Annotated in this window: 18 protein-coding genes; 2 read left to right on the top strand and 16 right to left on the bottom strand. The window is 63.8% G+C overall.

Going from position 1 to position 23,088, the window contains the following annotated elements; all coding sequences use genetic code 11:
* The 7 genes from cysW to K5H97_RS01460 form a co-directional block, all read right to left on the bottom strand.
* On the bottom strand, window positions 1–864 hold the full coding sequence (cysW, locus tag K5H97_RS01490) for a sulfate ABC transporter permease subunit CysW (RefSeq protein ID WP_028688530.1): 864 nt from the start codon (window positions 862–864) through the stop codon (window positions 1–3).
* A gap of 12 nt (window positions 865–876) precedes the next feature.
* Window positions 877–1,695 carry a sulfate ABC transporter permease subunit CysT gene (gene cysT / locus K5H97_RS01485; RefSeq protein ID WP_028688531.1) on the bottom strand — a complete coding sequence of 273 codons (819 nt, stop codon included), beginning with the start codon at window positions 1,693–1,695 and terminating at the stop codon, window positions 877–879.
* Between the two features lie 185 nt (window positions 1,696–1,880).
* A complete protein-coding gene (locus K5H97_RS01480) occupies window positions 1,881–2,888 on the bottom strand; it encodes a sulfate ABC transporter substrate-binding protein (protein WP_028688532.1) in 1,008 nt (335 codons plus the stop codon).
* A gap of 48 nt (window positions 2,889–2,936) precedes the next feature.
* Window positions 2,937–3,119, bottom strand: a complete 183-nt coding sequence (oscA, locus tag K5H97_RS01475; protein ID WP_016489716.1) for a sulfur starvation response protein OscA — start codon at window positions 3,117–3,119, stop codon at window positions 2,937–2,939.
* Window positions 3,120–3,378: 259 nt separating this feature from the next.
* Complete coding sequence (locus K5H97_RS01470; protein ID WP_028688533.1) at window positions 3,379–6,444, bottom strand: efflux RND transporter permease subunit; 3,066 nt, start codon at window positions 6,442–6,444, stop codon at window positions 3,379–3,381.
* Complete coding sequence (locus K5H97_RS01465) at window positions 6,441–7,508, bottom strand: efflux RND transporter periplasmic adaptor subunit (RefSeq protein WP_028688534.1); 1,068 nt, start codon at window positions 7,506–7,508, stop codon at window positions 6,441–6,443. The genes K5H97_RS01470 and K5H97_RS01465 overlap by 4 nt, the downstream gene beginning before the upstream one ends.
* Complete coding sequence (locus K5H97_RS01460; RefSeq protein ID WP_028688535.1) at window positions 7,505–8,593, bottom strand: efflux RND transporter periplasmic adaptor subunit; 1,089 nt, start codon at window positions 8,591–8,593, stop codon at window positions 7,505–7,507. The genes K5H97_RS01465 and K5H97_RS01460 overlap by 4 nt, the downstream gene beginning before the upstream one ends.
* A gap of 141 nt (window positions 8,594–8,734) precedes the next feature.
* Between K5H97_RS01460 and K5H97_RS01455 the strand changes: the two genes are divergently transcribed.
* Complete coding sequence (locus tag K5H97_RS01455; protein ID WP_028688536.1) at window positions 8,735–9,901, top strand: AAA family ATPase; 1,167 nt, start codon at window positions 8,735–8,737, stop codon at window positions 9,899–9,901.
* A gap of 60 nt (window positions 9,902–9,961) precedes the next feature.
* On the opposite strand, the gene K5H97_RS01450 is transcribed toward K5H97_RS01455, so the two are convergent.
* The 7 genes from K5H97_RS01450 to K5H97_RS01420 form a co-directional block, all read right to left on the bottom strand.
* Entirely contained in the window at window positions 9,962–10,855 is an 894-nt protein-coding gene (locus K5H97_RS01450; RefSeq protein ID WP_028688537.1) for an ABC transporter permease subunit, read from the bottom strand.
* Window positions 10,852–11,733: an ABC transporter permease subunit gene (locus K5H97_RS01445; RefSeq protein WP_175406148.1), complete on the bottom strand. Its 882-nt coding sequence runs from the start codon at window positions 11,731–11,733 to the stop codon at window positions 10,852–10,854. The genes K5H97_RS01450 and K5H97_RS01445 overlap by 4 nt, the downstream gene beginning before the upstream one ends.
* A 35-nt stretch (window positions 11,734–11,768) precedes the next feature.
* The gene (potA, locus tag K5H97_RS01440; RefSeq protein WP_028688539.1) at window positions 11,769–12,911 is read right to left on the bottom strand and encodes a polyamine ABC transporter ATP-binding protein; all 1,143 of its coding nucleotides are present in this window, start codon (window positions 12,909–12,911) and stop codon (window positions 11,769–11,771) included.
* A 57-nt stretch (window positions 12,912–12,968) separates the two neighbouring features.
* The gene (locus K5H97_RS01435) at window positions 12,969–14,063 is read right to left on the bottom strand and encodes a polyamine ABC transporter substrate-binding protein (protein WP_028688540.1); all 1,095 of its coding nucleotides are present in this window, start codon (window positions 14,061–14,063) and stop codon (window positions 12,969–12,971) included.
* A 161-nt stretch (window positions 14,064–14,224) separates the two neighbouring features.
* Window positions 14,225–15,322, bottom strand: coding sequence for a polyamine ABC transporter substrate-binding protein (locus K5H97_RS01430; RefSeq protein ID WP_011536274.1), 1,098 nt, complete (start codon window positions 15,320–15,322; stop codon window positions 14,225–14,227).
* Window positions 15,323–15,490: 168 nt separating this feature from the next.
* Window positions 15,491–16,852, bottom strand: a complete 1,362-nt coding sequence (locus K5H97_RS01425) for an aspartate aminotransferase family protein (RefSeq protein ID WP_028688541.1) — start codon at window positions 16,850–16,852, stop codon at window positions 15,491–15,493.
* 48 nt (window positions 16,853–16,900) lie between these two features.
* Window positions 16,901–18,259 carry a glutamine synthetase family protein gene (locus tag K5H97_RS01420; RefSeq protein WP_028688542.1) on the bottom strand — a complete coding sequence of 453 codons (1,359 nt, stop codon included), beginning with the start codon at window positions 18,257–18,259 and terminating at the stop codon, window positions 16,901–16,903.
* A 667-nt stretch (window positions 18,260–18,926) separates the two neighbouring features.
* Here K5H97_RS01420 and K5H97_RS01415 point away from each other — a divergent pair.
* Complete coding sequence (locus K5H97_RS01415) at window positions 18,927–20,303, top strand: glutamine synthetase family protein (RefSeq protein ID WP_028688543.1); 1,377 nt, start codon at window positions 18,927–18,929, stop codon at window positions 20,301–20,303.
* A 117-nt stretch (window positions 20,304–20,420) separates the two neighbouring features.
* On the opposite strand, the gene argA is transcribed toward K5H97_RS01415, so the two are convergent.
* The gene (gene argA / locus K5H97_RS01410; RefSeq protein WP_028688544.1) at window positions 20,421–21,719 is read right to left on the bottom strand and encodes an amino-acid N-acetyltransferase; all 1,299 of its coding nucleotides are present in this window, start codon (window positions 21,717–21,719) and stop codon (window positions 20,421–20,423) included.
* Window positions 21,720–21,828: 109 nt separating this feature from the next.
* Complete coding sequence (gene argE, locus K5H97_RS01405; protein WP_028688545.1) at window positions 21,829–22,974, bottom strand: acetylornithine deacetylase; 1,146 nt, start codon at window positions 22,972–22,974, stop codon at window positions 21,829–21,831.
* Between the last annotated feature and the right edge of the window lie 114 nt (window positions 22,975–23,088).

Below are 23,088 nucleotides of genomic sequence, written 5' to 3'. Positions count from 1 at the left end.
TCATTCCTCCGCGGCGCTGTGGCGCAGGCGGTTAATACGGTTCTCGCTCCACTGCTTGAGCAGCAGGATGAAGAGCGCCAGGATCAGCAGCAGGCTGGCCACGCTGAAGGCCGCGACATGGTTGTACTCGTTGTAGAGGATCTCCACGTGCAGCGGCAAGGTGTTGGTGACGCCACGGATATGGCCCGACACGACGGACACCGCGCCGAACTCGCCCATGGCCCGGGCGGTGCACAGCACCACGCCGTAGATCAGGCCCCATTTGATGTTCGGCAGCGTGACGTGCCAGAACATCTGCCAGCCGTTGGCGCCCAGCAGGCGCGCGGCCTCCTCTTCCTGGGTGCCCTGCTCCTGCATCAGCGGAATCAGTTCACGGGCGACGAACGGCACGGTGACGAAGATGGTCGCCAGGACGATGCCCGGCAGGGCGAAGACGATCTGGATATCGTGGTCCTGCAGCCACGGCCCGAACAGGCCCTGCGCACCGAACATCAGCACATAGACCAGGCCGGCGATCACCGGCGATACCGAGAACGGCAGGTCGATCAGGGTGACCAGCACGCTCTTGCCGCGGAACGTGTACTTGCTCACGCACCAGGCAGCAGACACACCGAACACCAGGTTCAACGGCACCGAGATGGCCACCGCCAGCAGGGTCAGCTTGAGCGCGGACAGCGCGTCGGGCTCGAAGATCGCGTCGAAGAACGTGCCGAAGCCGTTCTTCAGCGCCTGCGACACCACGATCACCAGCGGCAGCGCCAGGAACAGCGCGAAGACGATCCAGGCCAGGGTGATCAGCACGCGGCGCGAAGTGGCGCTGCCACGCCGGGCGGCGGCGGTTGCGCCGAGGGTTTGACTAGACATTGCCGGCCTCCTTCAAGGGGTTTCGATGCGCCGCTGCAGCAGGTTGATCAGCAGCAGCAGGATGAAGGAAACCACCAGCATCAGCACGCCGATGGCGGTGGCGCCGGTGTAGTCGTACTGGTCGAGCTTGACCATGATCAGCAGCGGCAGGATCTCGGTCTTCATCGGCATGTTGCCGGCGATGAAGATCACCGAGCCGTACTCACCCACGCCCCGGGCGAAGGCCAGGGCGAAGCCGGTCAGCCAGGCCGGCAGCAAGGCGGGCGCCAGCACGTGGCGGAACACCTGCAGCGGTTTCGCGCCCAGGCAGGCGGCGGCTTCTTCCACTTCACGCGGAATGTCGGCCAGCACCGGCTGCACCGTGCGCACCACGAACGGCAGGGTGACGAAGGTCAGCGCCAGGGTGATGCCAAGCGGCGTGTAGGCGATCTTGAAACCGAGGTCGGTGGCGAACTGGCCGACCCAGCCCGCCGGGGCGTACAGGGCGGTCAGGGCGATACCGGCAACGGCGGTGGGCAGGGCGAACGGCAGGTCGATCATCGCGTCGATGACCTTGCGTCCGGGGAAGGTGTAGCGCACCAGCACCCAGGCCAGCAGGGTGCCGATCACGCCGTTGATGATGGCGGCGAACAGGGCGGTGCCGAAACTCAGCTTCAGCGCGGCCAGCACCCGTGGTGCGCTGATGATGTTCCAGAACTGCTCCCAAGTGAGCTGCGCGGCATGCACGAACATGGCGGCCAGCGGTATCAGCACGATCAGACTGAGGTACACCAAGGTGTAGCCCAGCGTCAGCCCGAAGCCGGGTATGACGGGGGAAATGCGACGTGACATAAAGGTCCCTGGTTGAACGCACGAAGCCCGGGAGCGCTCCCGGGCCGGTGCAGGCTTCTGAATCCTGGGGCTGCTGCGCAGCCCTTTCGCGACACAAGGCCGCTCCTACAGGGGATCGCGGATTCTTGTAGGAGCGGCCTTGTGTCGCGAAAGGGCCGCACAGCGGCCCCGCTTCTCCATACCGCTTACTGTGCCTGATAGATCTGGTCGAACACCCCACCATCATTGAAGAACTTCGGCTGCGCAGTCTTCCAGCCACCGAAGTCCTTGTCGATGGTCACCAGGTCCAGTTTCGGGAACTGCTGGCCGAATTCGGCGGCGACCTTGGCGTCACGCGGACGGTAGAAGTTCTCTGCGGCGATCTTCTGGCCAGCCGGGCTGTACAGGTGCTTGAGGTACTCCTCGGCGATCTTCTCGTTGCCCTTCTTCTCGGCGTTCTTGTCGACCACCGCCACCGGTGGCTCGGCCAGGATCGACAGCGAAGGCACGACGATCTCGAACTTGTCGGCGCCGCCGTCTTCCTTCAACGCCAGGAAGGCCTCGTTTTCCCAGGCCAGCAGCACATCGCCCTGGCCGTTGTTGACGAAGGTGATGGTCGAGCCACGGGCGCCGGTATCGAGCACCGGCACGTGCTTGAACAGCTCCTGCACGTAAGCCTTGGCCTTGTTTTCGCTGCCGCCGGTCTTCAGGCCGTAGGCCCAGGCGGCGAGGAAATTCCAGCGGGCGCCGCCGGAGGTTTTCGGGTTGGGGGTGATGACCGAGACATCCTTCTTGATCAGGTCGCCCCAGTCCTTGATGCCTTTCGGATTGCCCTTGCGCACCAGGAACACGATGGTCGAGGTGTACGGCGTGCTGGCGTCCGGCAGGCGCTTCTGCCAGTCCTCCGGCAGGGTCTTGCCGAGCTTGGCGATCTCGTCGATGTCACCGGCCAGGGCCAGGGTTACCACGTCGGCGCGCAAGCCGTCGATCACCGCACGCCCTTGCTTGCCCGAACCACCGTGGGACTGCTGGATCTTCACCTTGTCGCCCGGGTGGGCGGCTTGCCAGTGCTTGATGAACTCGGCGTTGTACTGCTGGTACAGCTCGCGGGTCGGGTCATAGGACACGTTCAGCAGTTCGTAGTCCTTGGCGATCGCGGAACCGGCAAAAACGACACTGGCCAGGGCGGCAAGCGCATAACGGCGGATGGACATGGTGAAGCTCCCGATTGGCATTTTTCTAGTTTTTGAAGTGATGCGGTGTCAGCCGGACTTGTTGCCGGGCTGCTGCAGGCGGAACTTCTCCTTGCGTTCGATCTGCACCACCTGGGCGTTGTGCACGGTGATCTCCACCGCGCCGAAGCGCAGGTCGCGCAGCGCGCTCTGGATTTCACGCAGAATGGTGGCTTCGTCCTGACCGTCGATGCTGCGCAGGGATGCACTCATGCTCGTTCTCCTGTGAGTAAGGGTGCCGGGCAGAGGTTTTGAAGGGGATTGCGCCTGGCTTGAGGGCAATACTAGTGAGGCGCGGATATTCTTAAAAATACTGTTTAAGAATGTTTATATAACCAACTTTAAAAGGATGACCTGTAGGAGCGGCCTTGTGTCGCGATGGGCTGCGCAGCAGCCCCGACAATTCTGCAAGATGCCCAGATCCTGGGGCCGTCATGCGGCCCATCGCGACACAAGGCCGCTCCTACAGGGGTCAATGCGGTCGCGGGGTTTTGTCCTCGGGCTCGCGAATCTTGTACCAGGCCACATACAGCGCCGGCAGGAACAGCAGCGTCAGCAGCGTTGCACTGATGATGCCGCCGATCATGGCGTAGGCCATCGGCCCCCAGAACACTTCCCGGGCGATCGGGATCATGCCCAGGCTCGCCGCCGCCGCCGTCAGCAGGATCGGCCGGCGGCGGTGGTTGGTCGCCTCCACCACCGCATCCCACGGCGTATAGCCCTGCTCTTCGAATTCGTCGATCTGGGTCACCAGGATCACCGAGTTGCGAATGATGATCCCTGCCAGCGCGAGGATCCCGAGGATCGCCACGAAGCCCATCGGCGTACCCGTGGGCACCAGCGCCAGCACCACGCCGATCAGCCCCAGGGGCGCGACGCTGACCACCAGGAACAGCTTCTGCACGCTGTGCAGCTGGATCATCAGGAAGGTCGCCATCAGGAACAGCATCAGCGGGATAACGTCGGCGATCGGTCCCTGGGCCTTGCTGCTCTCCTCCACCGTACCGCCGGTGGCCACCTCATAACCCACCGGCAGCTGGCTGGCAAAGCCTTCGATACTGGGCTTGAGTTCGGCTACCAGGTCGGTGGGCTGGATATCACCGACCACCGAGGCCTTGATGGTGATGGTCGGCTTGCGGTCGCGACGCCATACCAGCGGTTGCTCCTGCTCATAGCGCACCGTGGCGAAGGCCAACAGAGGAATCGAGGCGCCGCTGGGCGTGACGATCTGCAGGTTCTGCAAGGTATCCGGCGAGCCGCGTTCGCTGTCTTCGGCGCGGGCCACCACATTGACCAGGTAGATGTTGTCGTTGATCTGGGTGACCGGCACGCCGCTGACGATGCTGTTCATCACATTGGCCACATCCTCGGACGACAGGCCCAGCTGGCGCGCCTTGTCCTGAGCGATCTCGATGCGCAGCACCTTACCGGGCTCGTTCCAGTCGTAGATCATCTCGCCGATGTGTTCGTTGCTGTCGAGCAGGGTCGCCAGTTCGATGGCGTGCTTGCGCACCTGGTCGATATCCTTGCCGCTGACCCGGTACTGGATCGGCCGGCCCACCGGGGGCCCCATCTCCAGCGACTGAACGTTGGTACCGATGCCGACGAACTCCTCACGCAGCAGCTTCTGCAGGCGCTGCATCATGCCCTCGCGCTCCTCGAAACCCTTGCTGACGATCACCAGCTGGGCGTAGTACGGGTTCTGCAACTGCTGGTCGAGGGGCAGGTAGAAACGGATCGCGCCCTGGCCGATGTAGGTGCTCCAGTGCACCAGGTCCGGGTCGTCCTTGATCCGCGCCTCCAGGCGGTCGACGACTTTGCGCGTTTCCTCGATCGAGGCATTCTGCGGCAGGTTCAGGTCGACCAGGATCTCCGGCCGGTCCGACGACGGGAAGAACTGGTTCTGCACGAAACGCATGCTGAAGATCGACAGGGCGAATAGCAGCACCGTGCCGATGATGGTCAGCCAGCGGTGGCGCATGCACCACAGCAGCCCGCCTTCGAACGCCCGGCCGACACGCCCGGGCTCGGCCTCATGGGGCTTGAGCTTGCTGCTGCTGAGAATGTGCACGCCCAGTACCGGCGCAAAAAATACCGCCACCACCCAGGACACCAGCAAGGCCACGGCAATCACCGCGAACAGGGTGTAGGTGTACTCGCCCGCGGAACTGGCGTTGAGGCCGATAGGCACGAAGCCGGCCACCGTCACCAGGGTGCCGGTGAGCATGGGGAACGCCGTGGAGGTATAGGCGAAGGTGGCCGCCTGCTCCTTGGTCTCGCCCATCTCCAGGCGCGTGACCATCACCTCGACAGTGATCATCGCGTCGTCCACCAACAACCCCAAAGCGATAATCAGCGCACCGAGCGAGATCCGCTGCATGGTGATGTCGCTGTACTCCATGAACACGAACACCATCGCCAGCACCAGCGGAATCGAGCAGGCCACCACCAGCCCCGCGCGAATGCCCAGGCTGACGAAGCTCACCGCCAGCACGATCACCACGGCTTCGAACAGCGCGCTGGTGAAGCCGCCGACCGCCTGCTTGACCACCACTGCCTGGTCAGACACGTTGTGCACGCCAACCCCCACCGGCAGGTCGCGGACGATGCTGTCCATCCGCGCTTTCAGGGCGGCGCCGAACACCTCGATGTTCGCGCCGGCCTTCATGCCGATCGCCAGGCCAATGGCCGTCTGGCCATTGAAACGGAACATCGGCGACGGCGGGTCGACATAGCCGCGCTCGATATCGGCGATGTCGGCCAGGCGGAAGAAGCGATCGTTGATACGCAGGTTCACCGTCTGCAGGTCCTTCTCCGAGGCGAACTGCCCGGTGGTGCGCACCGAGATGCGCTCGGGCCCGGCCTCGATCACCCCGGCCGGGGTCACCGCGTTCTGCTGCTGCAGGGCCTGCATGGCCTGGCGCTGGTCGATGCCAAGCGCGGCCAGCTTGCGGGTGGAGAAGTTCAGGTAGAGCACTTCGTCCTGGGTCCCGATCAGCTCGACCTTGCCGATGTTGGGCACCTCGCGCACTTCGGCCCGCGCCACTTCCACATAATCGCGCAGTTGCCGCAGCGTGAGGCCGTCGGCGGTAAACGCGTAGATCGAGCCGAACACGTCGCCGAACTCGTCATTGAAGCCCGGGCCCTGGATGCCTGCGGGGAACTGCCCGCGGATGTCCTGGATCTTCTTGCGCACCTGGTACCAGATCTGGGGAATGTCCTTGGCCTTGGTGGTGTCACGCAGGTAGACGTAGACGGTGGATTCCCCTGGACGGGTGTAGCTTTTCACGTAGTCGAGGGAGTCCAGTTCCTCGAGCTTCTTCTCGATGCGGTCGGTGACCTGGTAGAGGGTCTCGTCCTGGGTGGCGCCGGGCCAGCGGGTCTGGATGACCATGGTCTTGATGGTGAAGGATGGATCTTCCTCACGGCCGAGATTGAAGTAGGAGAAGATCCCCATCAGCAGGCCAACGAACATCAGGTACCAGACGAAGGACTGGTGCTTCAGCGCCCATTCCGAGAGGTTGAAGCTTCCTTTCATTGCGCGTCCTCGTCGAAGGTGACCTTCTGGCCGGGCTTGAGGCTGTTCACGCCAGCGGTCACCACGCGCTCGCCGGGCTGCACCCCGGAGGCAAGGACGATGCTGTCGGCGGTACGTTCGATCAACGCGACATCGCGGGTAGCCACGGTTTTCTGCTGCGGATCGACCACCCACACCTGGGTCTTGCCGTCCCGCTCGAGCAGCGCGGTCAACGGCAGCTCGCTGCGCGGGCTCACCGCCGAGGTCAGGGTGACGCTGACCGCGGTGCCCAGGTGAAAGGCATCGGGCGTGCTGGTCAGGGTCAATCGGGCGCGACGGGTACGGGTGGTGGCGTCAGCCTGTGGCTCGAGCTCGCGCAGCGTGGCGGTGGTGTTGATGCCTGGGTCGAGCTGCGAAGCGACGGTAAAGGTGAGGTCCTTGTCCAGCTGTTCGGCGAGCGGAATCGGCAGGTCGATCACCGCCTCCTTGACGTCCGGGCGGGCCAGGGTGACGACCGCCTGACCGGCGCTGACGGTCTGCCCCGCCTCGGCCTGCCAGGCGGTGACCACCGCCGCATGATCACTGCGCAGGGTGCTGTAGCCGAGCTGGTCGCGGGCCTGGCTGACCGCCGAGCGTGCCTGCTCCAGCGCGGCGCCGGTGGTTTTCAGGTCGGTCTGGGCGATATCCAGCTGGGCCTGGGCGCCGACGCCACGGTCGTACAGCTGCTGCTGGCGGCGGGCATTGGCCTGGGCGTTGATCCATTGCGCCTGGACCTTGGCCAGGTCGCCTTCGGCGGCGCGCAGCTGGTTTTGCTGGTCGGTCGGATCGAGGGTCGCCAGGGTGTCGCCTGGGCTTACCCGGGCGCCGACATCCAGCCAGCGCCGGGCGATGCGTCCGGACACCCGAAAACCCAAAGTGCTTTCATAGCGGGCCTGGATGGCGCCGGCAAAGCGGCCCAGCTGCGACTGTACCTGCGGCTCGACCAGTGTCGAGAGCACCGGACGGATCGCCTCAGGCGGCGCCTCATCGCCACCGCAGGCGCCCAGCATCAGGCTGGCCGACAGTATCAGCAACTGACGTTTCATGGCGCGGCCCCTCCGTCCTTGGCGCTGACCTTCTCGACCTGCATGCCCGGATGCAGCAGCTGCCCACCGCCTACCACCACGGTCTCGCCGCCCTTGATACCGTCGGCGATCACCACCTTGCCGGTGAGGTAGCGCGCGACCTGGACCTTGCGCAATTCGACCTTGTCGCCCTCGCCCACCACCCACACCGCCGGCTCCTTCAGCGCCTTGGTCAGGGCCGACCACGGCAGCTCGATGCTGGGCCGCCCCTGGGTGTTGCCAGTGGCCGTGACCGGCGACCCCAGTTGCATGCCCGCCGGCACGTTGCGCAGCGCGACCTTGACCTGCACCGTGCCGCTCTCTGCGGACACCGTCGGGGTGATCTCGCGGACCCGGCCCTCGGCCTTGATCGCCGGGTTGTCCAAGAGGCTGACGACAACGCCCTCGTCGCTGGGGGACTTCACCAGCAACGATTCGTAGACATTGAACACCGCGTCACGGTCGCCATCGACCGCCAGGCTGAAGATCGGCATGGTCGCCTGCACCACCTGGCCGACTTCGGCCTGGCGCGCGGTGATCACCCCGTCGGCTTCGGACACCAGCGCCGTGTAGTTCAACTGTTCGTTGGCGTTGGCCAACTGCGCCTGGGCGGCCTTGAGCGCGCTCTGGCTGCTGCGCAGCGCGGCTTCGGCGGAGTCGTACTCGCTCTGGCTGGTGTAGCCCTTGGGCAGGAGCTTCTGCTGACGCACGAACGCGGCGCTGGCCTGGGTAACCCGCGCCTGCTCGGCGAACACCTCGGCCTTGGCCGAGTCGACGTTGTTCTGCAGGTCCTTCGGATCCAGGCGCGCCAGCACCTGGTTGGCCTTGACGTGGTCGCCGACATCGACGCCGCGGGCGATGATCTTGCCGCCCACGCGGAACGACAGGTCGGTCTGCACCCGCGCCTGCACGTCTCCGGTCAAGGTGACCCGGGCGGCGAAGTCGGTGGGCTGCACCTGTTGCACCGCGACCCGGGGCAACACCGGCGCGGCCTCCTCTTTACCACAGCCCGTCAGCATGAACAGCAGCCCCAGGCAAACGACCATCAGCGGACGCGTTACCGTCATGCAGGCTCCTTGCTTCGACAAAGGGAGTGAGGGATGCGTTTGAAAGCGTAGATCAGGGATGGACAAACGACACCGATGTCGGTTCAACAAAGCACAGCGCTATCGGCGATACTGTGGGCCAGACGCTCAAGGACAATGCTGATGCTGACCACCCTGGCCATTGCCAACTACCGCTCGATCAACCAGCTGGTGATGCCGCTCGGGCAGCTCAACGTGATCACCGGTGCCAACGGCAGCGGCAAGTCCAACCTGTACAAAGCCTTGCGCCTGCTGGCCGAGACCGCCCGCGGCGGCGTGGTCAACGCGCTGGCAGCCGAGGGCGGGCTGGAGTCGACCTTCTGGGCCGGTCCCGAGAAACTCTCCCGGCGCATGCTCAACGGCGAGCTGCCGGTGCAAGGCGGGCCACGCCAGCAGGCCAGGCGCCTGAAGATGGGCTTCGCTGGCGAAGACTTCGGCTACGCGATCAGCCTCGGCCTGCCCGAACCCAGCCGGTCAAAGTTCGCCCTGGACCCGCAGATCAAGCAGGAGACGATCTGGGCAGGCCCCCTGTGCCGCCCCGCCAGCCTGCTGGTGCAGCGCAATGCAGGGATGGTCAAGGCCCGCGATGGGCGCCAATGGCAGGTGCTGCACCAGCACATGACCGAGTTCGACAGCCTGTTCGACCAGGTCGGCAGCCTCCAGGGCTCCCCCGAGGTGCCGCATCTGCGCGAGCAGATCCGCAGCTGGCGCTTCTATGACCATTTCCGTACCGATGCCGAGGCCCCTGCCCGGCAATCACGGCTGGGCACGCGCACGCCGGTGCTGCATCACGACGGCCGTGACCTCGCCGCCGCCCTGCAGACCATCGACGAGATCGGCGACCTGCAAGCCCTGCAGGACGCCGTGGGCGACGCCTTTCCCGGCGCCCGGCTCGCGGTCGATGCCCAGCCCGGCGGTCTGTTCGGCCTGCGCTTGCACCAGGCCGGACTGCTGCGGCCGCTGAGCGCCGCGGAGCTGTCCGACGGGACCCTGCGCTACCTGTTGCTGGTGGCGGCCCTGCTCACGCCGCGTCCGCCGAGCATGATGGTGCTCAACGAGCCGGAGACCAGCCTGCACCCGGACCTGCTGCCGGCACTGGCACGCCTGATCCGCCGCGCGGCCCAGCAATGTCAGGTATGGGTGGTATCGCACGCGCCCCGGCTGGTGGCGGCGCTGGAGGAGGATGCCGACTGCAATTCGATCCACCTGGAGAAAAACTTGGGGCAGACCGGTATCGTCGGACAAGGCATGCTGGATGAACCGGCCTGGAACTGGCCGGACCAGGGCTGAAACGATCGCGGGGCAAGTCGCATCGGTGCGCCGATGCGACTTGCCCCGCGATGCGTTGGCTCAGGCCTGCGCGGTGGCCTGGGCCGGACGACGCACCTGCGGCTGCGAGACGTTCGCCGCGGCGCCCTCTTCGATGGCCTGCTGGATCGCCCGGCGGCGACGCTCTTCGGCCTGGCGGCTGAAGTACCAGACCAGGAAGGTCACCAGCGACACCGACAGCAGGATCAGGCTGGCCACGGCGTTGATCTCCGGCTTCACGCCCAGGCGCACGGCCGAGAACACTTCCATCGGCAGGGTGGTCGAGCCCGGGCCGGAGACGAAGCTGGCCAGCACCAGGTCATCCAGCGACAGGGCGAACGACATCATGCCGCCCGCCGCCAGCGACGGCGCGATCATCGGGATGGTGATCAGGAAGAACACCTTCCACGGCTTGGCGCCCAGGTCCATGGCCGCCTCTTCGATGGACAGGTCCAGCTCGCGCAGGCGCGCCGACACCACCACCGCCACATAGGCGGCGCAGAACGTGGTGTGGGCGATCCAGATGGTGACGATGCCCCGCTCCTGGGGCCAGCCGATCATCTGCGCCATGGCCACGAACAGCAGCAGCAGCGACAGACCGGTGATCACCTCGGGCATCACCAGCGGCGCGGTGACCAGGCCACCGAACAGGGTGCGGCCCTTGAAGCGGGTGACCCGGGTCAGCACGAAGGCCGCCAGGGTGCCCAGCGCCACGGCGGCGACCGCCGTGTAGCAGGCGATCTCCAGCGAGCGCATCACCGAACCCATCAGCTGGGTGTTGTCGAGCAGGCCGACGTACCACTTCACCGACCAGCCGCCCCACACCGTCACCAGTTTCGAGGCGTTGAACGAGTAGATCACCAGGATCAGCATCGGCAGGTAGATGAACAGCAAGCCGAGCACCAGCATCAGCTTGGAGAAACTGAAGCGTTTCATGCGCGGCCCTCCATCTCTTTGGCCTGGCTACGGTTGAACAGCAGGATCGGCACGATCAGGATCGCCAGCATCACCACCGCCAGGGCGGATGCCACCGGCCAGTCGCGGTTGTTGAAGAACTCCTGCCACAGCACTTTACCGATCATCAGGGTTTCCGGACCGCCCAGCAGTTCCGGGATGACGAACTCACCGACCACAGGGATGAACACCAGCATGCAGCCAGCGATGATGCCGTTCTTCGACAGCGGCACGGTGATTTTCCAGAAGCTGTTGAAGGTGCTCGAACCCAGGTCCGATGCGGCTTCGAGCAGGCTCTGGTCATGCTTTACCAGGTTGGCGTACAACGGCAGGATCATGAACGGCAGGTACGAATAGACCACGCCGATATATACCGCCAGGTTGGTGTTGAGAATCTGCAGCGGCTGGTCGATCAGGCCCAGCCACAACAGGAAGCTGTTGAGCAGCCCGTTGTTGCTGAGGATGCCCATCCAGGCATAGACGCGGATCAGGATCGCGGTCCAGGTCGGCATCATGATCAGCAGCAGCAAGACCGTCTGCGATTCCTTGTTCGCCTTGGAGATGGCATAGGCCATCGGGTAGCCGATCAGCAGGCACAGCAAGGTGCTGAAGAAGGCCACTTTCAACGAGCCGAGGTAGGCCGCGATGTACAGTTCATCCTCGGTCAGCAGGCCGTAGTTGGCCAGGTTCAGCACCAGCTGGACCTTGCCTTCCAGATAGGTATAGATCTCGGTGTACGGCGGAATCGCCACGTCAGCTTCGGCAAAGCTGATCTTCAATACGATGAAGAACGGCAGCATGAAGAACAGGAACAGCCAGATGAACGGCACGCCGATCACCATGTGCCGTCCTTCGGGGATCAAGCGCTGGAGGGCTCGTTTGAGCTTTCGTGGTTTCATGAGCGCAGTACCACGCCGCTGTCGTCTTCCCACCACACGTAGACTTCGTCATCCCAGGTCGGGCGGGTGCCCTGGCGCTCGGCGTTGGCGACGAACGACTGGACGATCTTGCCGCCGGGCAGCTCGACGTAGAACACCGAGTGGCCGCCGAGGTACGCGATGTCGTGGACCTTGCCGCGCGACCAGTTATGCTCGCAGGTCGGCTGCTCGGTGGTGACCAGCAGCTTCTCCGGACGCAGGGCGTAGGTGATGTGCTTGTCCTCGACCGAGGTGGTGACGCCGTGGCCGACGTAGATCTTGCGCTCCAGTTCCGGGCTGGCAATGATCGCGTGGCCTTCGGCGTCGTCTACCACCTCGCCCTCGAACAGATTGACGTTGCCGATGAACTCGCAAACCAGGCGGCTGGTCGGGGTTTCATAGACGTCGATCGGGCTGCCGATCTGGGCGATCCAGCCCAGGTGCATGATGGCGATGCGCTGGGCCATGGTCATGGCCTCTTCCTGGTCGTGGGTCACCATCACGCAGGTCACGCCCACGCGCTCGATGATCTCCACCAGTTCCAGCTGCATCTGCGAACGCAGTTTCTTGTCCAGCGCGCCCATCGGCTCGTCGAGCAGCAACAGTTTCGGGCGCTTGGCCAGCGAGCGGGCCAGGGCCACGCGCTGACGCTGGCCACCGGACAGCTGGTGCGGCTTGCGCTTGGCGTACTGGGTCATGTGCACCAGCTTGAGCATCTCGGCCACGCGGGCATCGATCTCGGCCTTGGGCATCTTGTCCTGCTGCAGGCCGAAGGCGATGTTCTGCGCCACGGTCATGTGCGGGAACAGCGCGTAGGACTGGAACATCATGTTGATCGGCCGCTCGTAGGGCGGCATGTCGGTGATGTCGACGCCATCGAGGAAGATCCGCCCTTCGGTCGGACGCTCGAAGCCGGCCAGCATGCGCAGCAAGGTCGATTTGCCGGACCCGGAGCCGCCCAGCAGGGCGAAGATCTCACCCTTGCGGATTTCCAGGGACACATCGTCCACGGCTACCGTTTCGTCGAATTTTTTTGTGACCCGGTCGATCTTGACCAGCACCTGCTTGGGTTGCTGGCCACCCTCGAGGGCTTTCTTATAGGCACCGGAGGCAACTGCCATGAGTGAAACTCCCAACAAGATTTATGTGCCCGCCGCTGCGCTGGCGGGCCTGGATTGTTACTTGCCCGACTTGACCTTGGTCCAGCTGCGGGTCATCAAACGTTGCACCTTGGGTGGCAACTCAGCGTTGACGAACATCTTGTCCAGCACTTCCTGCGGTGGGTAAACCGCGGCGTCAGTCCTCACGGCCTGGTCCATCAGGTCGCCAGCCTTGGGGTTCGGGTTGGCGTAACCGACGTAATCACTGACCTGGGCGATCACCTCAGGTTTCAGCAAATAGTTGATGAAGGCGTGGGCCTCCTTGACGTTGCTGGCGTCCTTGGGAATCGCCAGCACATCGAACCAGAGGTTGCCGCCTTCCTTGGGAATGGCGTAGGCCAGTTTCACGCCCTTCTTCGCTTCTTCAGCGCGGGCCTTGGCCTGGAAAATGTCGCCGGAGAAGCCGGCGGCCACGCAGATGTCGCCGTTGGCGAGATCGGTGATGTACTTCGATGAGTGGAAGTAGGTCACGTACGGGCGCACGGCCAGCAGTTTCTCTTCCGCCTTCTGGTAGTCCTTGGGGTTGCTGCTGTTCGGGTCCAGGCCCATGTAGTTGAGCACCGCCGGGAGCATCTCGTCGGCCGAGTCGAGGAAGGCCACGCCGCACTGGCTGAGCTTCTTCATGTTCTCGGGTTCGAACAGCACCGCCCAGGAGTCGATCTTGTCGGTGCCCAGTACCGCCTTGACCTTCTCGACGTTGTAGCCGATGCCATTGGTGCCCCACAGGTAAGGGACGGCGTACTGGTTGCCCGGGTCGTTCTTCTCCAGACGCTTCATCAGCGCCGGGTCGAGGTTCACGTAGTTGGGCAGCAGGTCACGGTCGAGCTTCTGGAAAGCGCCCGCCTTGATCTGCTTGCCGAGGAAATGGTTGGACGGCACGACCACGTCATAGCCGGTGCGCCCGGCCAGCAGTTTGCCTTCCAGCGTCTCGTTGCTGTCGAAGACGTCGTATTTCGGGGTGATGCCGGTTTCCTTCTGGAAAGCGGCGAGGGTATTGGGGCCAACGTAGTCGGACCAGTTGTAGATGTGCACCGTGGGCGCCGCTTGGACGCTGCAAGCCAGCGTCAGACCCGCTCCGGCCATCAAGGCCTTGCGAAAAACAGAAATAGACAAGTGGGTGGTCCTCACAATCAGTGCCTTTGCGGGCAGTAAACCTCGGCCGCACACGCAAAACCGGCGCGCAACTTACCTTCACGGCGTGGATGCCGCAAACTTATTTGCCTTAACCTGCCTCCAGGCCGGGAAACCCCGGCCCAGAGGGCCTTGCATCGGGCTTACTTGCCCGACTTGATCTTGGTCCAGCTGCGGGTGATCTCGCGCTGGGCGGTCTTTTCCGGCGCCTTGATGGCGTACAGCTTGGCCTTCACTTCATCGGACGGGTAGATCGCCGGATCGCTGGTGATCTCTTTGTCCACCAGCGGGGTGGCTGCCTTGTTGCCGTTCGGGAAGCGCACGGCATTGGTGATGCCGGCCATCACTTCCGGTTGCAGCAGGAAGTCCATGAACTTGTAGGCGGCCTCGACGTTCTCGGCGTCTTTCGGAATGGCGACCATGTCATAGAAGGTGCCGGCACCTTCCTTCGGAATGGTGTAGCTCAGCTTGACCTTGTCGCCGGCCTCGTGGGCACGGGCCTTGGACTGCTCCAGGTCACCCGAGTAACCCACGGCCACGCAGATGTTGCCGTTGGCCAGGTCCGAGATGTACTTGGAAGAGTGGAAGTAGGTGATCGAAGGACGGATCTTCAGGAACAGGTCTTCCGCGGCCTTCAGGTCTTCCTTCTTGGTGCTGTCGCTGGGCAGGCCCAGGTAGTGCAGCGCGGCCGGGATCATCTCGGTCGGGGCATCGAGGAAGCTCACGCCGCAGCTCTTGAGCTTGGCGATGTTCTCAGGCTTGAACACGGCGTCCCACGAGTCGATCTTGTCCACGCCCAGCGCGGCCTTGACCTTCTCCGGGTTGTAGCCGATGCCGATCGAACCCCACATGTAAGGGAAGGCGAACTTGTTGCCTGGGTCGCTGGCATCGCCCACGGCCTTGAGCAGTGCCGGGTCGAGGTTCTTCCAGTTGGGCAACTTGGAGCGGTCCAGCTCTTGATAGACGCCGGCCTTGATTTGCTTGGCCAGGAAGTTGTTCGATGGCACGACGATGTCGTAGCCCGACTTGCCCGCCAGCAGCTTGGCTTCGAGGGTCTCGTTGCTGTCGAAGACGTCGTAGACCACCTTGATGCCGGTCTGCTTCTCGAAGTTGGCCACGGTGTCCGGGGCGATGTAGTCCGACCAGTTGTAGACGTGCAGCACCTTGTCGTCAGCCTGAACAGCGGTCGCCATGGCACCCATCAGGGCCGCGGCCAGCAGCGTCTTGCCCAATTTCTTCATGCGTAATGCTCCAGAATTTATTATCAAGCCATCTGTTCAGCAGCCAGGTACCACGGGACGCGCGCTGGGCGACTAAACAGCCGTTAGTCTGGCAAGTTACAAGGCGCTGTTTCAACAGAAGCAGGGCCTTGTAACGACTTAATGTCACCTCGCCAGCCTAGCAGACTGTCATTTGACCGCTTCGTAGGTCAGGTCCAGGCACTTGCGCGCCTTTTCCACCAGTTCGTCGATCTCTTCGCGACTGATCACCAGCGGCGGCGCGATGATCATGGTGTCGCCCACCGCGCGCATCACCAGGCCGTTCTCGAAGCAGTGGGTGCGGCAGATCATGCCAACGCCCTTGCCCTCGTAACGGCTGCGGGTGGCCTTGTCCTTGACCAGCTCGATCGCGCCGAGCAGGCCCAGGCCGCGTACCTCGCCCACCAGCGGATGGTCCTGCAGCTCACGCAGTCGTTTTTGCAAATACGGTGCCGTTTCGTTGCGGGCACGCTCGACAATCTTCTCGTCACGCAGGATGCGCAGGTTTTCCAGACCCACCGCCGCCGCCACCGGGTGGCCGGAGTAGGTGAAGCCGTGGTTGAAATCGCCACCTTCGCTGATCACCTTGGCCACTTTGTCACGCACGATCACACCGCCCATGGGGATGTAACCGGAGGTCAGGCCCTTGGCGATGGTCATCAGGTCAGGCGCAAGGTCGTAGTAGTCGGAGCCGAACCACTCGCCGGTGCGACCAAAACCGCAGATCACTTCGTCGGCAACGAACAGGATGTCGTACTTGGCGAGGATCTCCTTGATCTTCGGCCAGTAGGTCTCAGGCGGAATGATCACCCCACCGGCGCCCTGGATCGGCTCGGCGATGAAGGCGGCGACATTGTCCTCGCCGACTTCGAGAATCTTCTTCTCCAGCTGTTCGGCCGCCCACACGCCGAACTCATCCGGCGTCATGTCGCCACCCTCGCCGAACCAGTACGGCTGCGGGATATGCACGATGCCCGGAATCGGCAGGCCACCCTGCTCGTGCATGCCGCTCATGCCGCCCAGGCACGCACCCGCAAAGGTGGAGCCGTGGTAGCCGTTGATGCGACCGATGATGGTCTGCTTGTGCGGCTTGCCCTTCAGCGCCCAGTAGTGACGGACCATGCGCAGCACGGTGTCGTTGCCCTCGGAGCCGGAGCCGGTGAAGAACACATGGGTCATGCCCTTGGGCGCCACGTCGGTAATCGCCTTGGCCAACTCCAGCGCCGGCGGGTGAGCGGTCTGGAAGAACAGGTTGTAGTACGGCAGCTCGCGCATCTGCTTTTCTGCCGCCTGCACCAGCTCTTCACGACCATAGCCGACCGCCACGCACCACAGGCCGGCCATGCCGTCGAGGATCTTGTGCCCCTCGCTGTCCCACAAATGCACGCCCTGCGCCTTGGTGATGATGCGCGGCCCCTTCTCCTTCAGCTGCTTGTAGTCACTGAAAGGTGCAAGGTGGTGCTCGCCGCTCAGGGTTTGCCATTCACGGGTTTGCGGGTTGTTGACGCTCATGTGCCTCTCCATTTTCCGGTGGCCGCCCGCAGGCGGCCTCAGGGTTGATCACACAGCAAACAGCAGGAACTCACGCTCCCAGGAGCTGATGACGCGCTTGAAGTTCTCATGCTCGGCGCGCTTGGTGGCGACGTAGCCGGTGATGAATTTCTTGCCCAGGTACTGCACCAGCGCGCGGCTGTTCTCCATGCGCTCGAGGGCGTCCTCGATGGTCAGCGGCAGGCGCAGGTTGCGCCGCTCGTAACCACGGCCCTGCACCGGCGCGCTGGCCTCGATGCCTTCGACCATGCCGATGTAGCCGCACAGCAGGCTCGCGGCGATGGCCAGGTAGGGGTTGGCGTCGGCGCCCGGCAGGCGATTCTCGACCCGGCGATTCTGCGGGCCGGCATCGGGTACGCGCAGGCCAACGGTACGGTTCTCTTCGCCCCACTCGACGTTCACCGGTGCCGAGGTGTCCGGCAGGAAGCGGCGGAACGAGTTGACGTTGGGGGCGAACAGCGGCAGCGCCTCGGGGATGAACTTCTGCAAGCCGCCGATATGGTGCAGGAACAGCTCGCTCATGCTGCCGTCGGCGTTGGAGAAGATGTTCTTGCCGGTGGCCACGTCGACCACGCTCTGGTGCAGGTGCATCGCGCTGCCCGGCTCGCCGGTCATGGGCTTGGCCATGAAGGTGGCGGCCACGTTGTGCTTGAGCGCGGCCTCGCGCATGGTGCGCTTGAACACCAGGATCTGGTCGGCCAGGTGCAGGGCATCGCCGTGACGGAAGTTGATTTCCATCTGCGCGGTGCCGTCCTCGTGGATCAGCGTGTCGAGGTCCAGCTGCTGCAGTTCGCACCAGTCATAGACGTCCTCGAACAGTGGGTCGAATTCGTTGGCCGCCTCGATGGAGAACGACTGCCGCCCGGTTTCCGGACGGCCGGAACGACCCACCGGCGGCTGCAGCGGAAAGTCCGGGTCTTCGCTACGCTTGGTGAGGTAGAACTCCATCTCGGGCGCGACGATCGGCTGCCAGCCCTTGTCGGCGTAGAGTTTCAGGACCTTCTTCAATACGTTGCGCGGCGACAGTTCGACCGGGTTGCCCTTCTTGTCGTAGGTGTCGTGGATCACCTGGGCGGTCGGCTCGATGGCCCACGGTACGAGAAACACCGCGTTCTCGTCGGGGCGGCAGATCATGTCGATGTCGGCCGGGTCGAGCAGTTCGTAATAGATGTCGTCGTCGACGTAGTCGCCGGTCACGGTCTGCAGCAGCACGCTTTCAGGCAGGCGCATGCCTTTCTCGGCGATGAACTTGTTGGTGGGCGAGATCTTGCCGCGGGTGATGCCGGTCAGGTCGCTGATCAGGCATTCCACTTCGGTGATCTTGTGCTCTTTCAACCAATCGGTGAGCTGGTCGAGGTTGTGACTCATAAATACCTCAGGAGGTAATGTGGCGCGATTGAAGGCAACCGGCGGCCACTGACGCCAGGCGTCGGGCAAAGTCGGCGCGCAGGGCGCCGAGGGGCCTGGAAAGGCCCGCGCCTTGATTCTGGATGCTGTGCATGGCTAAAGCAAAAACCCTCGCGCAGGACGACAGTGGAGGCACGCCATGACGGCGCGTCCGGACAGAAAGCGAAGGGCAGAAGGAAAGGAGGTGTTGCGGTAAAGCGTTACGAGGTATGGTTTTTTTTCGCGAACCGTCAATTATTGCGGCCAGCGCGGCGCCCCTTTGATACAGGCGTGCGATGACCGGACGGCAACCGGGAGATGTACCTGAACGCACCGTGCATGCGGCGCTGACAGGTCTCGGCAAGCGGACCATGTGACCCTCGTATTATTGTGTTCTGGGTTGTGACCGAGCTTATCCTCGTTCATTTTTTTACACAACCTCTCCGTAAAAAATAAAACACGCCCCGCTCGGGATAACCCTTCAGGGCAAAAATAGCGGATAATGGCACGCCCCGATATGCAGCAAATCTGCCGTAGATGTGCCATTTAAGGGCATCATGGGGTTGGCTTGACTTCACCTGGTCTTTCCGATTGACTGAGGTTGCAAGCCCCCCTTGATTGATATTTTTAACAACAAAGGTGTTGCATCATGTCGGTACCCCCGCGTGCCGTTCAGCTTAACGAAGCGAACGCGTTCCTTAAGGAACATCCTGAGGTTCTCTACGTTGACCTTCTGATTGCAGATATGAATGGTGTGGTGCGTGGCAAGCGCATCGAGCGCACCAGCCTCCACAAGGTTTACGAGAAAGGCATCAACCTGCCTGCCTCCCTCTTCGCCCTGGATATCAACGGTTCAACCGTCGAAAGCACAGGCCTTGGCCTGGACATCGGCGACGCCGACCGTATCTGCTACCCCATCCCCGGCACCCTCTCCAACGAACCCTGGCAGAAGCGCCCGACCGCGCAACTGCTGATGACCATGCACGAGCTCGAAGGCGAGCCCTTCTTCGCCGACCCGCGCGAAGTACTGCGCCAGGTGGTGAGCAAGTTCACCGAGATGGGCCTGACCATCTGCGCCGCGTTCGAGCTGGAGTTCTACCTGATCGACCAGGAGAACGTGAACGGCCGTCCGCAGCCGCCGCGCTCGCCGATCTCGGGCAAGCGCCCGCAGTCGACCCAGGTCTACCTGATCGACGACCTCGACGAATACGCCGACTGCCTGCAGGACATCCTCGAAGGCGCGAAGGAGCAAGGCATCCCGGCCGACGCCATCGTCAAGGAAAGCGCCCCGGCGCAGTTCGAAGTCAACCTGCACCACGTCCCCGACCCGCTCAAGGCCTGTGACTACGCGGTGCTGCTCAAGCGCCTGATCAAGAACATCGCCTACGACCATGAAATGGACACCACATTCATGGCCAAGCCCTACCCGGGCCAGGCAGGCAACGGCCTGCATGTACACATCTCCGTGCTGGACAAGGATGGCAACAACATCTTCACCAGCGAGGATCCCGAGCAGAACGCCGCGCTACGTCACGCTGTCGGCGGTGTGCTCGAGACCCTGCCTGCCTCGATGGCGTTCCTCTGCCCGAACGTCAACTCGTACCGCCGTTTCGGCGCGCAGTTCTACGTGCCGAACGCACCGAGCTGGGGCCTGGACAACCGCACCGTGGCCCTGCGCGTGCCGACCGGCTCGCCGGACGCCGTACGCATCGAGCACCGGGTGGCCGGCGCCGACGCCAACCCGTACCTGATGATGGCGGCCGTGTTGGCCGGCGTGCACCACGGTCTGACCAACAAGATCGAACCGGGCGAGCCGATTGAAGGCAACTCGTACGAGCAGCTGGAGCAGAGCCTGCCGAACAACCTGCGCGATGCCCTGCGCGAGCTGGACGACAGCGAGATCCTCAACAAGTACATCGATCCGAAGTACATCGACATCTTCGTCGCGTGCAAGGAGAGCGAGCTGGAGGAGTTCGAGCATTCGATCTCCGACCTCGAGTACAACTGGTACCTGCATACCGTGTAAACGATAACGCCGCCCACAAGGGCGGCGTTTTTCTTTGCCATCGCATCGCGGGTCAAGCCCGCTCCCACGTGTGCCAGCCCGTGTACACCGTGGGAGCGGGCTTGACCCGCGATGGCATCAGAGCGGCTTCTCGAAGATCTTCGAATTGCGCTGGTAGTTGTACAGCGAAGCCCGCGCCGCCGGCAGCCGTTCCACGCCACTGGGTGCAAAGCCACGCTCACGGAACCAGTGCGCGGTGCGGGTCGTCAGCACGAACAGGGTGTTCAGCCCCAGCGCCCGCGCCCGCTCCTCAATGCGCTCGAGCAGTTCGTCGCCACGCCCGCCATGCCGGTACTCCGGGTTCACCGCCAGGCACGCCAGCTCCCCGGCTTCGGAATCGGCAATCGGGTACAACGCCGCGCAGGCGATGATCATGCCCTCGCGCTCGACCACGCTGAACTGCTCGATCTCCCGCTCCAGCACCTCGCGCGAGCGACGCACCAGGATGCCCTGCTCTTCCAGCGGGCTGATCAGCTCCAGCAGGCCGCCGACATCCTCGATGGTCGCCTCGCGCACCACTTCGAACTGCTCCTGAGACACCAGCGTCCCGCCACCGCCACGGGTGAACAGCTCGGTCAGCAACGCACCGTCCTCGGCATAGCTGACGATATGGCTGCGCGCCACGCCCCCCTTGCAGGCCTCGGCGGCGGCATCCAGCAACTCGGCCTGGTAGTCGCTGCCCAGGCGTTGCAGGTGCGGCGCGATCTGCTGTGGCCGCAGCTCACGCACCAGTTGGCCATGCGCATCCAGCAGGCCAGGTTCAGCGCCGAACAGCAGCAGCTTGTCCGCGCCCAGTTCGATTGCGGCACGGGTGGCCACGTCCTCGCAGGCGAGGTTGAAGATCTCGCCGGTCGGCGAATAGCCCAGCGGCGACAGCAGCACGATGGAGCGCTCATCGAGCAGGCGGTTGATGCCTTTGCGGTCAACCCGGCGCACTTCGCCGGTGTGGTGGTAGTCGACCCCTTCGAGCACGCCGATCGGCCGCGCCGTGACCAGGTTGCCGGAGGCCACCCGCAGGCGCGAGCCCTGCATCGGAGAGGCCGCCATATCCATCGACAGGCGCGCCTCGATGGCCAGGCGCAAGGCGCCCACCGCATCGATCACGCAGTCGAGCGTTGCCGCATCGGTGATGCGCATGCCGTGATGATAGTGCGGGGTCAAGCCGCGGGCGGCCAGGCGGCTTTCGATTTGCGGGCGCGAGCCGTGGACCAGCACCAGCCGCACACCAAGGCTGTGCAGCAGCACCAGGTCGTGGACAATGTTGCCGAAATTCGGGTGTTCGACGCCATCACCGGGAAGCATGACCACGAAGGTGCAGTCGCGGTGGGCGTTGATGTAGGGAGACGCATGACGCAGCCAGTTGACGTAATCGGGCATGACAGGGCCTGTGGATAAGTGAACGGAGAACGAAAAGGCGCACAACGTTCGAAAGTCATCGTCGGAACAGGCTTGCGGTCACGCGCGGTCTCCTCTGGTCAGGGAAAGATCAATGGCTCAGGCAATAGTGCCGGATCAGGTCACGGAGTAGACGCACAGTAGGCTCGATTCGTGACATTTCCAGGCATTCGCCGGGCTGGTGCGCGCAGGCGATGTCACCCGGGCCGAGCACGATGGTCTGGCAACCGAGCTGCTGAAGATAAGGCGCTTCGGTGCCAAAGGCCACCGCTTCGGCGCGGTGACCGGTCAGGCGTTCGGCCAGGCGCACCAGTTCACTGTCGGCGTCCTGCTCGAATGGCGGTACTTCGGGGAACAGCGGCGCATAGTCGATACGCACGTCGTGGCGTTCGGCCAAAGGCGCGATCTTGCCACGAATCGCCGCGCGCAGCTGCTCGACATCCATGCCCGGCAGCGGGCGCAGGTCGAACTCCAGGGCGCACTGGCCACAGATGCGGTTGGGGTTGTCGCCACCATGGATGCAGCCGAAGTTCAGAGTCGGCGTCGGCACCGTGAACTGCGGGTTGCGGTACTGCTCCTGCCAGGTACGACGCAGGCCCATCAGCTCGCCCATCACCGCGTGCATGGCTTCCATGGCGCTGCGGCCCAAGCTCGGATCCGACGAATGGCCACTGCGCCCGAGGATGTCGATACGGTCCATGAGGATGCCCTTGTGCATCCTGATCGGCTTGAGCCCGGTGGGCTCGCCGATCACCGCCGCCCGTCCGAGCGGCTGGCCGGCCTCGGCCAGAGCGCGGGCGCCGGACATCGAGCTTTCCTCGTCGCAGGTGGCGAGGATCAGCAGCGGTTGCTTGAAATCGTGCTCAAGCAGCGGGATGACCGCGTCGATGACCAGGGCGAAGAAGCCTTTCATGTCGCAGCTGCCCAGCCCGACCCAGCGACCATCGACCTCGGTCAGCTTGAGCGGATCGCTGCGCCACAGCTGCGGGTCGTAGGGCACGGTATCGCTGTGTCCGGCCAGCACCAGGCCGCCCGGGCCGGTGCCGCGGCTGGCCAGGAGGTTGAACTTGCCGGGGCTGACCTGCTGGATCTCGCAGGTGAAGCCCAGGTCGCCCAGCCAGCCGGCCAGCAGGTCGATGACCGCGCGGTTGGACTGGTCCAGCGCAGGCTGGGTGCAACTGACCGAGGGCGCGGCGATCAGGGCGGCGAACTGGTCTTTCAGCGACGGCAACGGCATGCGCGGACTCCTCGACGGCGTGAAAGGCATCATAACAATGGCGACCCGTCACCTGGCAATCCACAGCATCCTCGTGGAGCAAGTACTGTAGACTGCCCAGTAACGATGCCCCTC

It is taken from the genome of Pseudomonas mosselii (genome assembly GCF_019823065.1).
GTDB classification, from domain to species: domain Bacteria; phylum Pseudomonadota; class Gammaproteobacteria; order Pseudomonadales; family Pseudomonadaceae; genus Aquipseudomonas; species Aquipseudomonas mosselii.
This window is presented reverse-complemented; position numbering and strand designations above follow the sequence as displayed.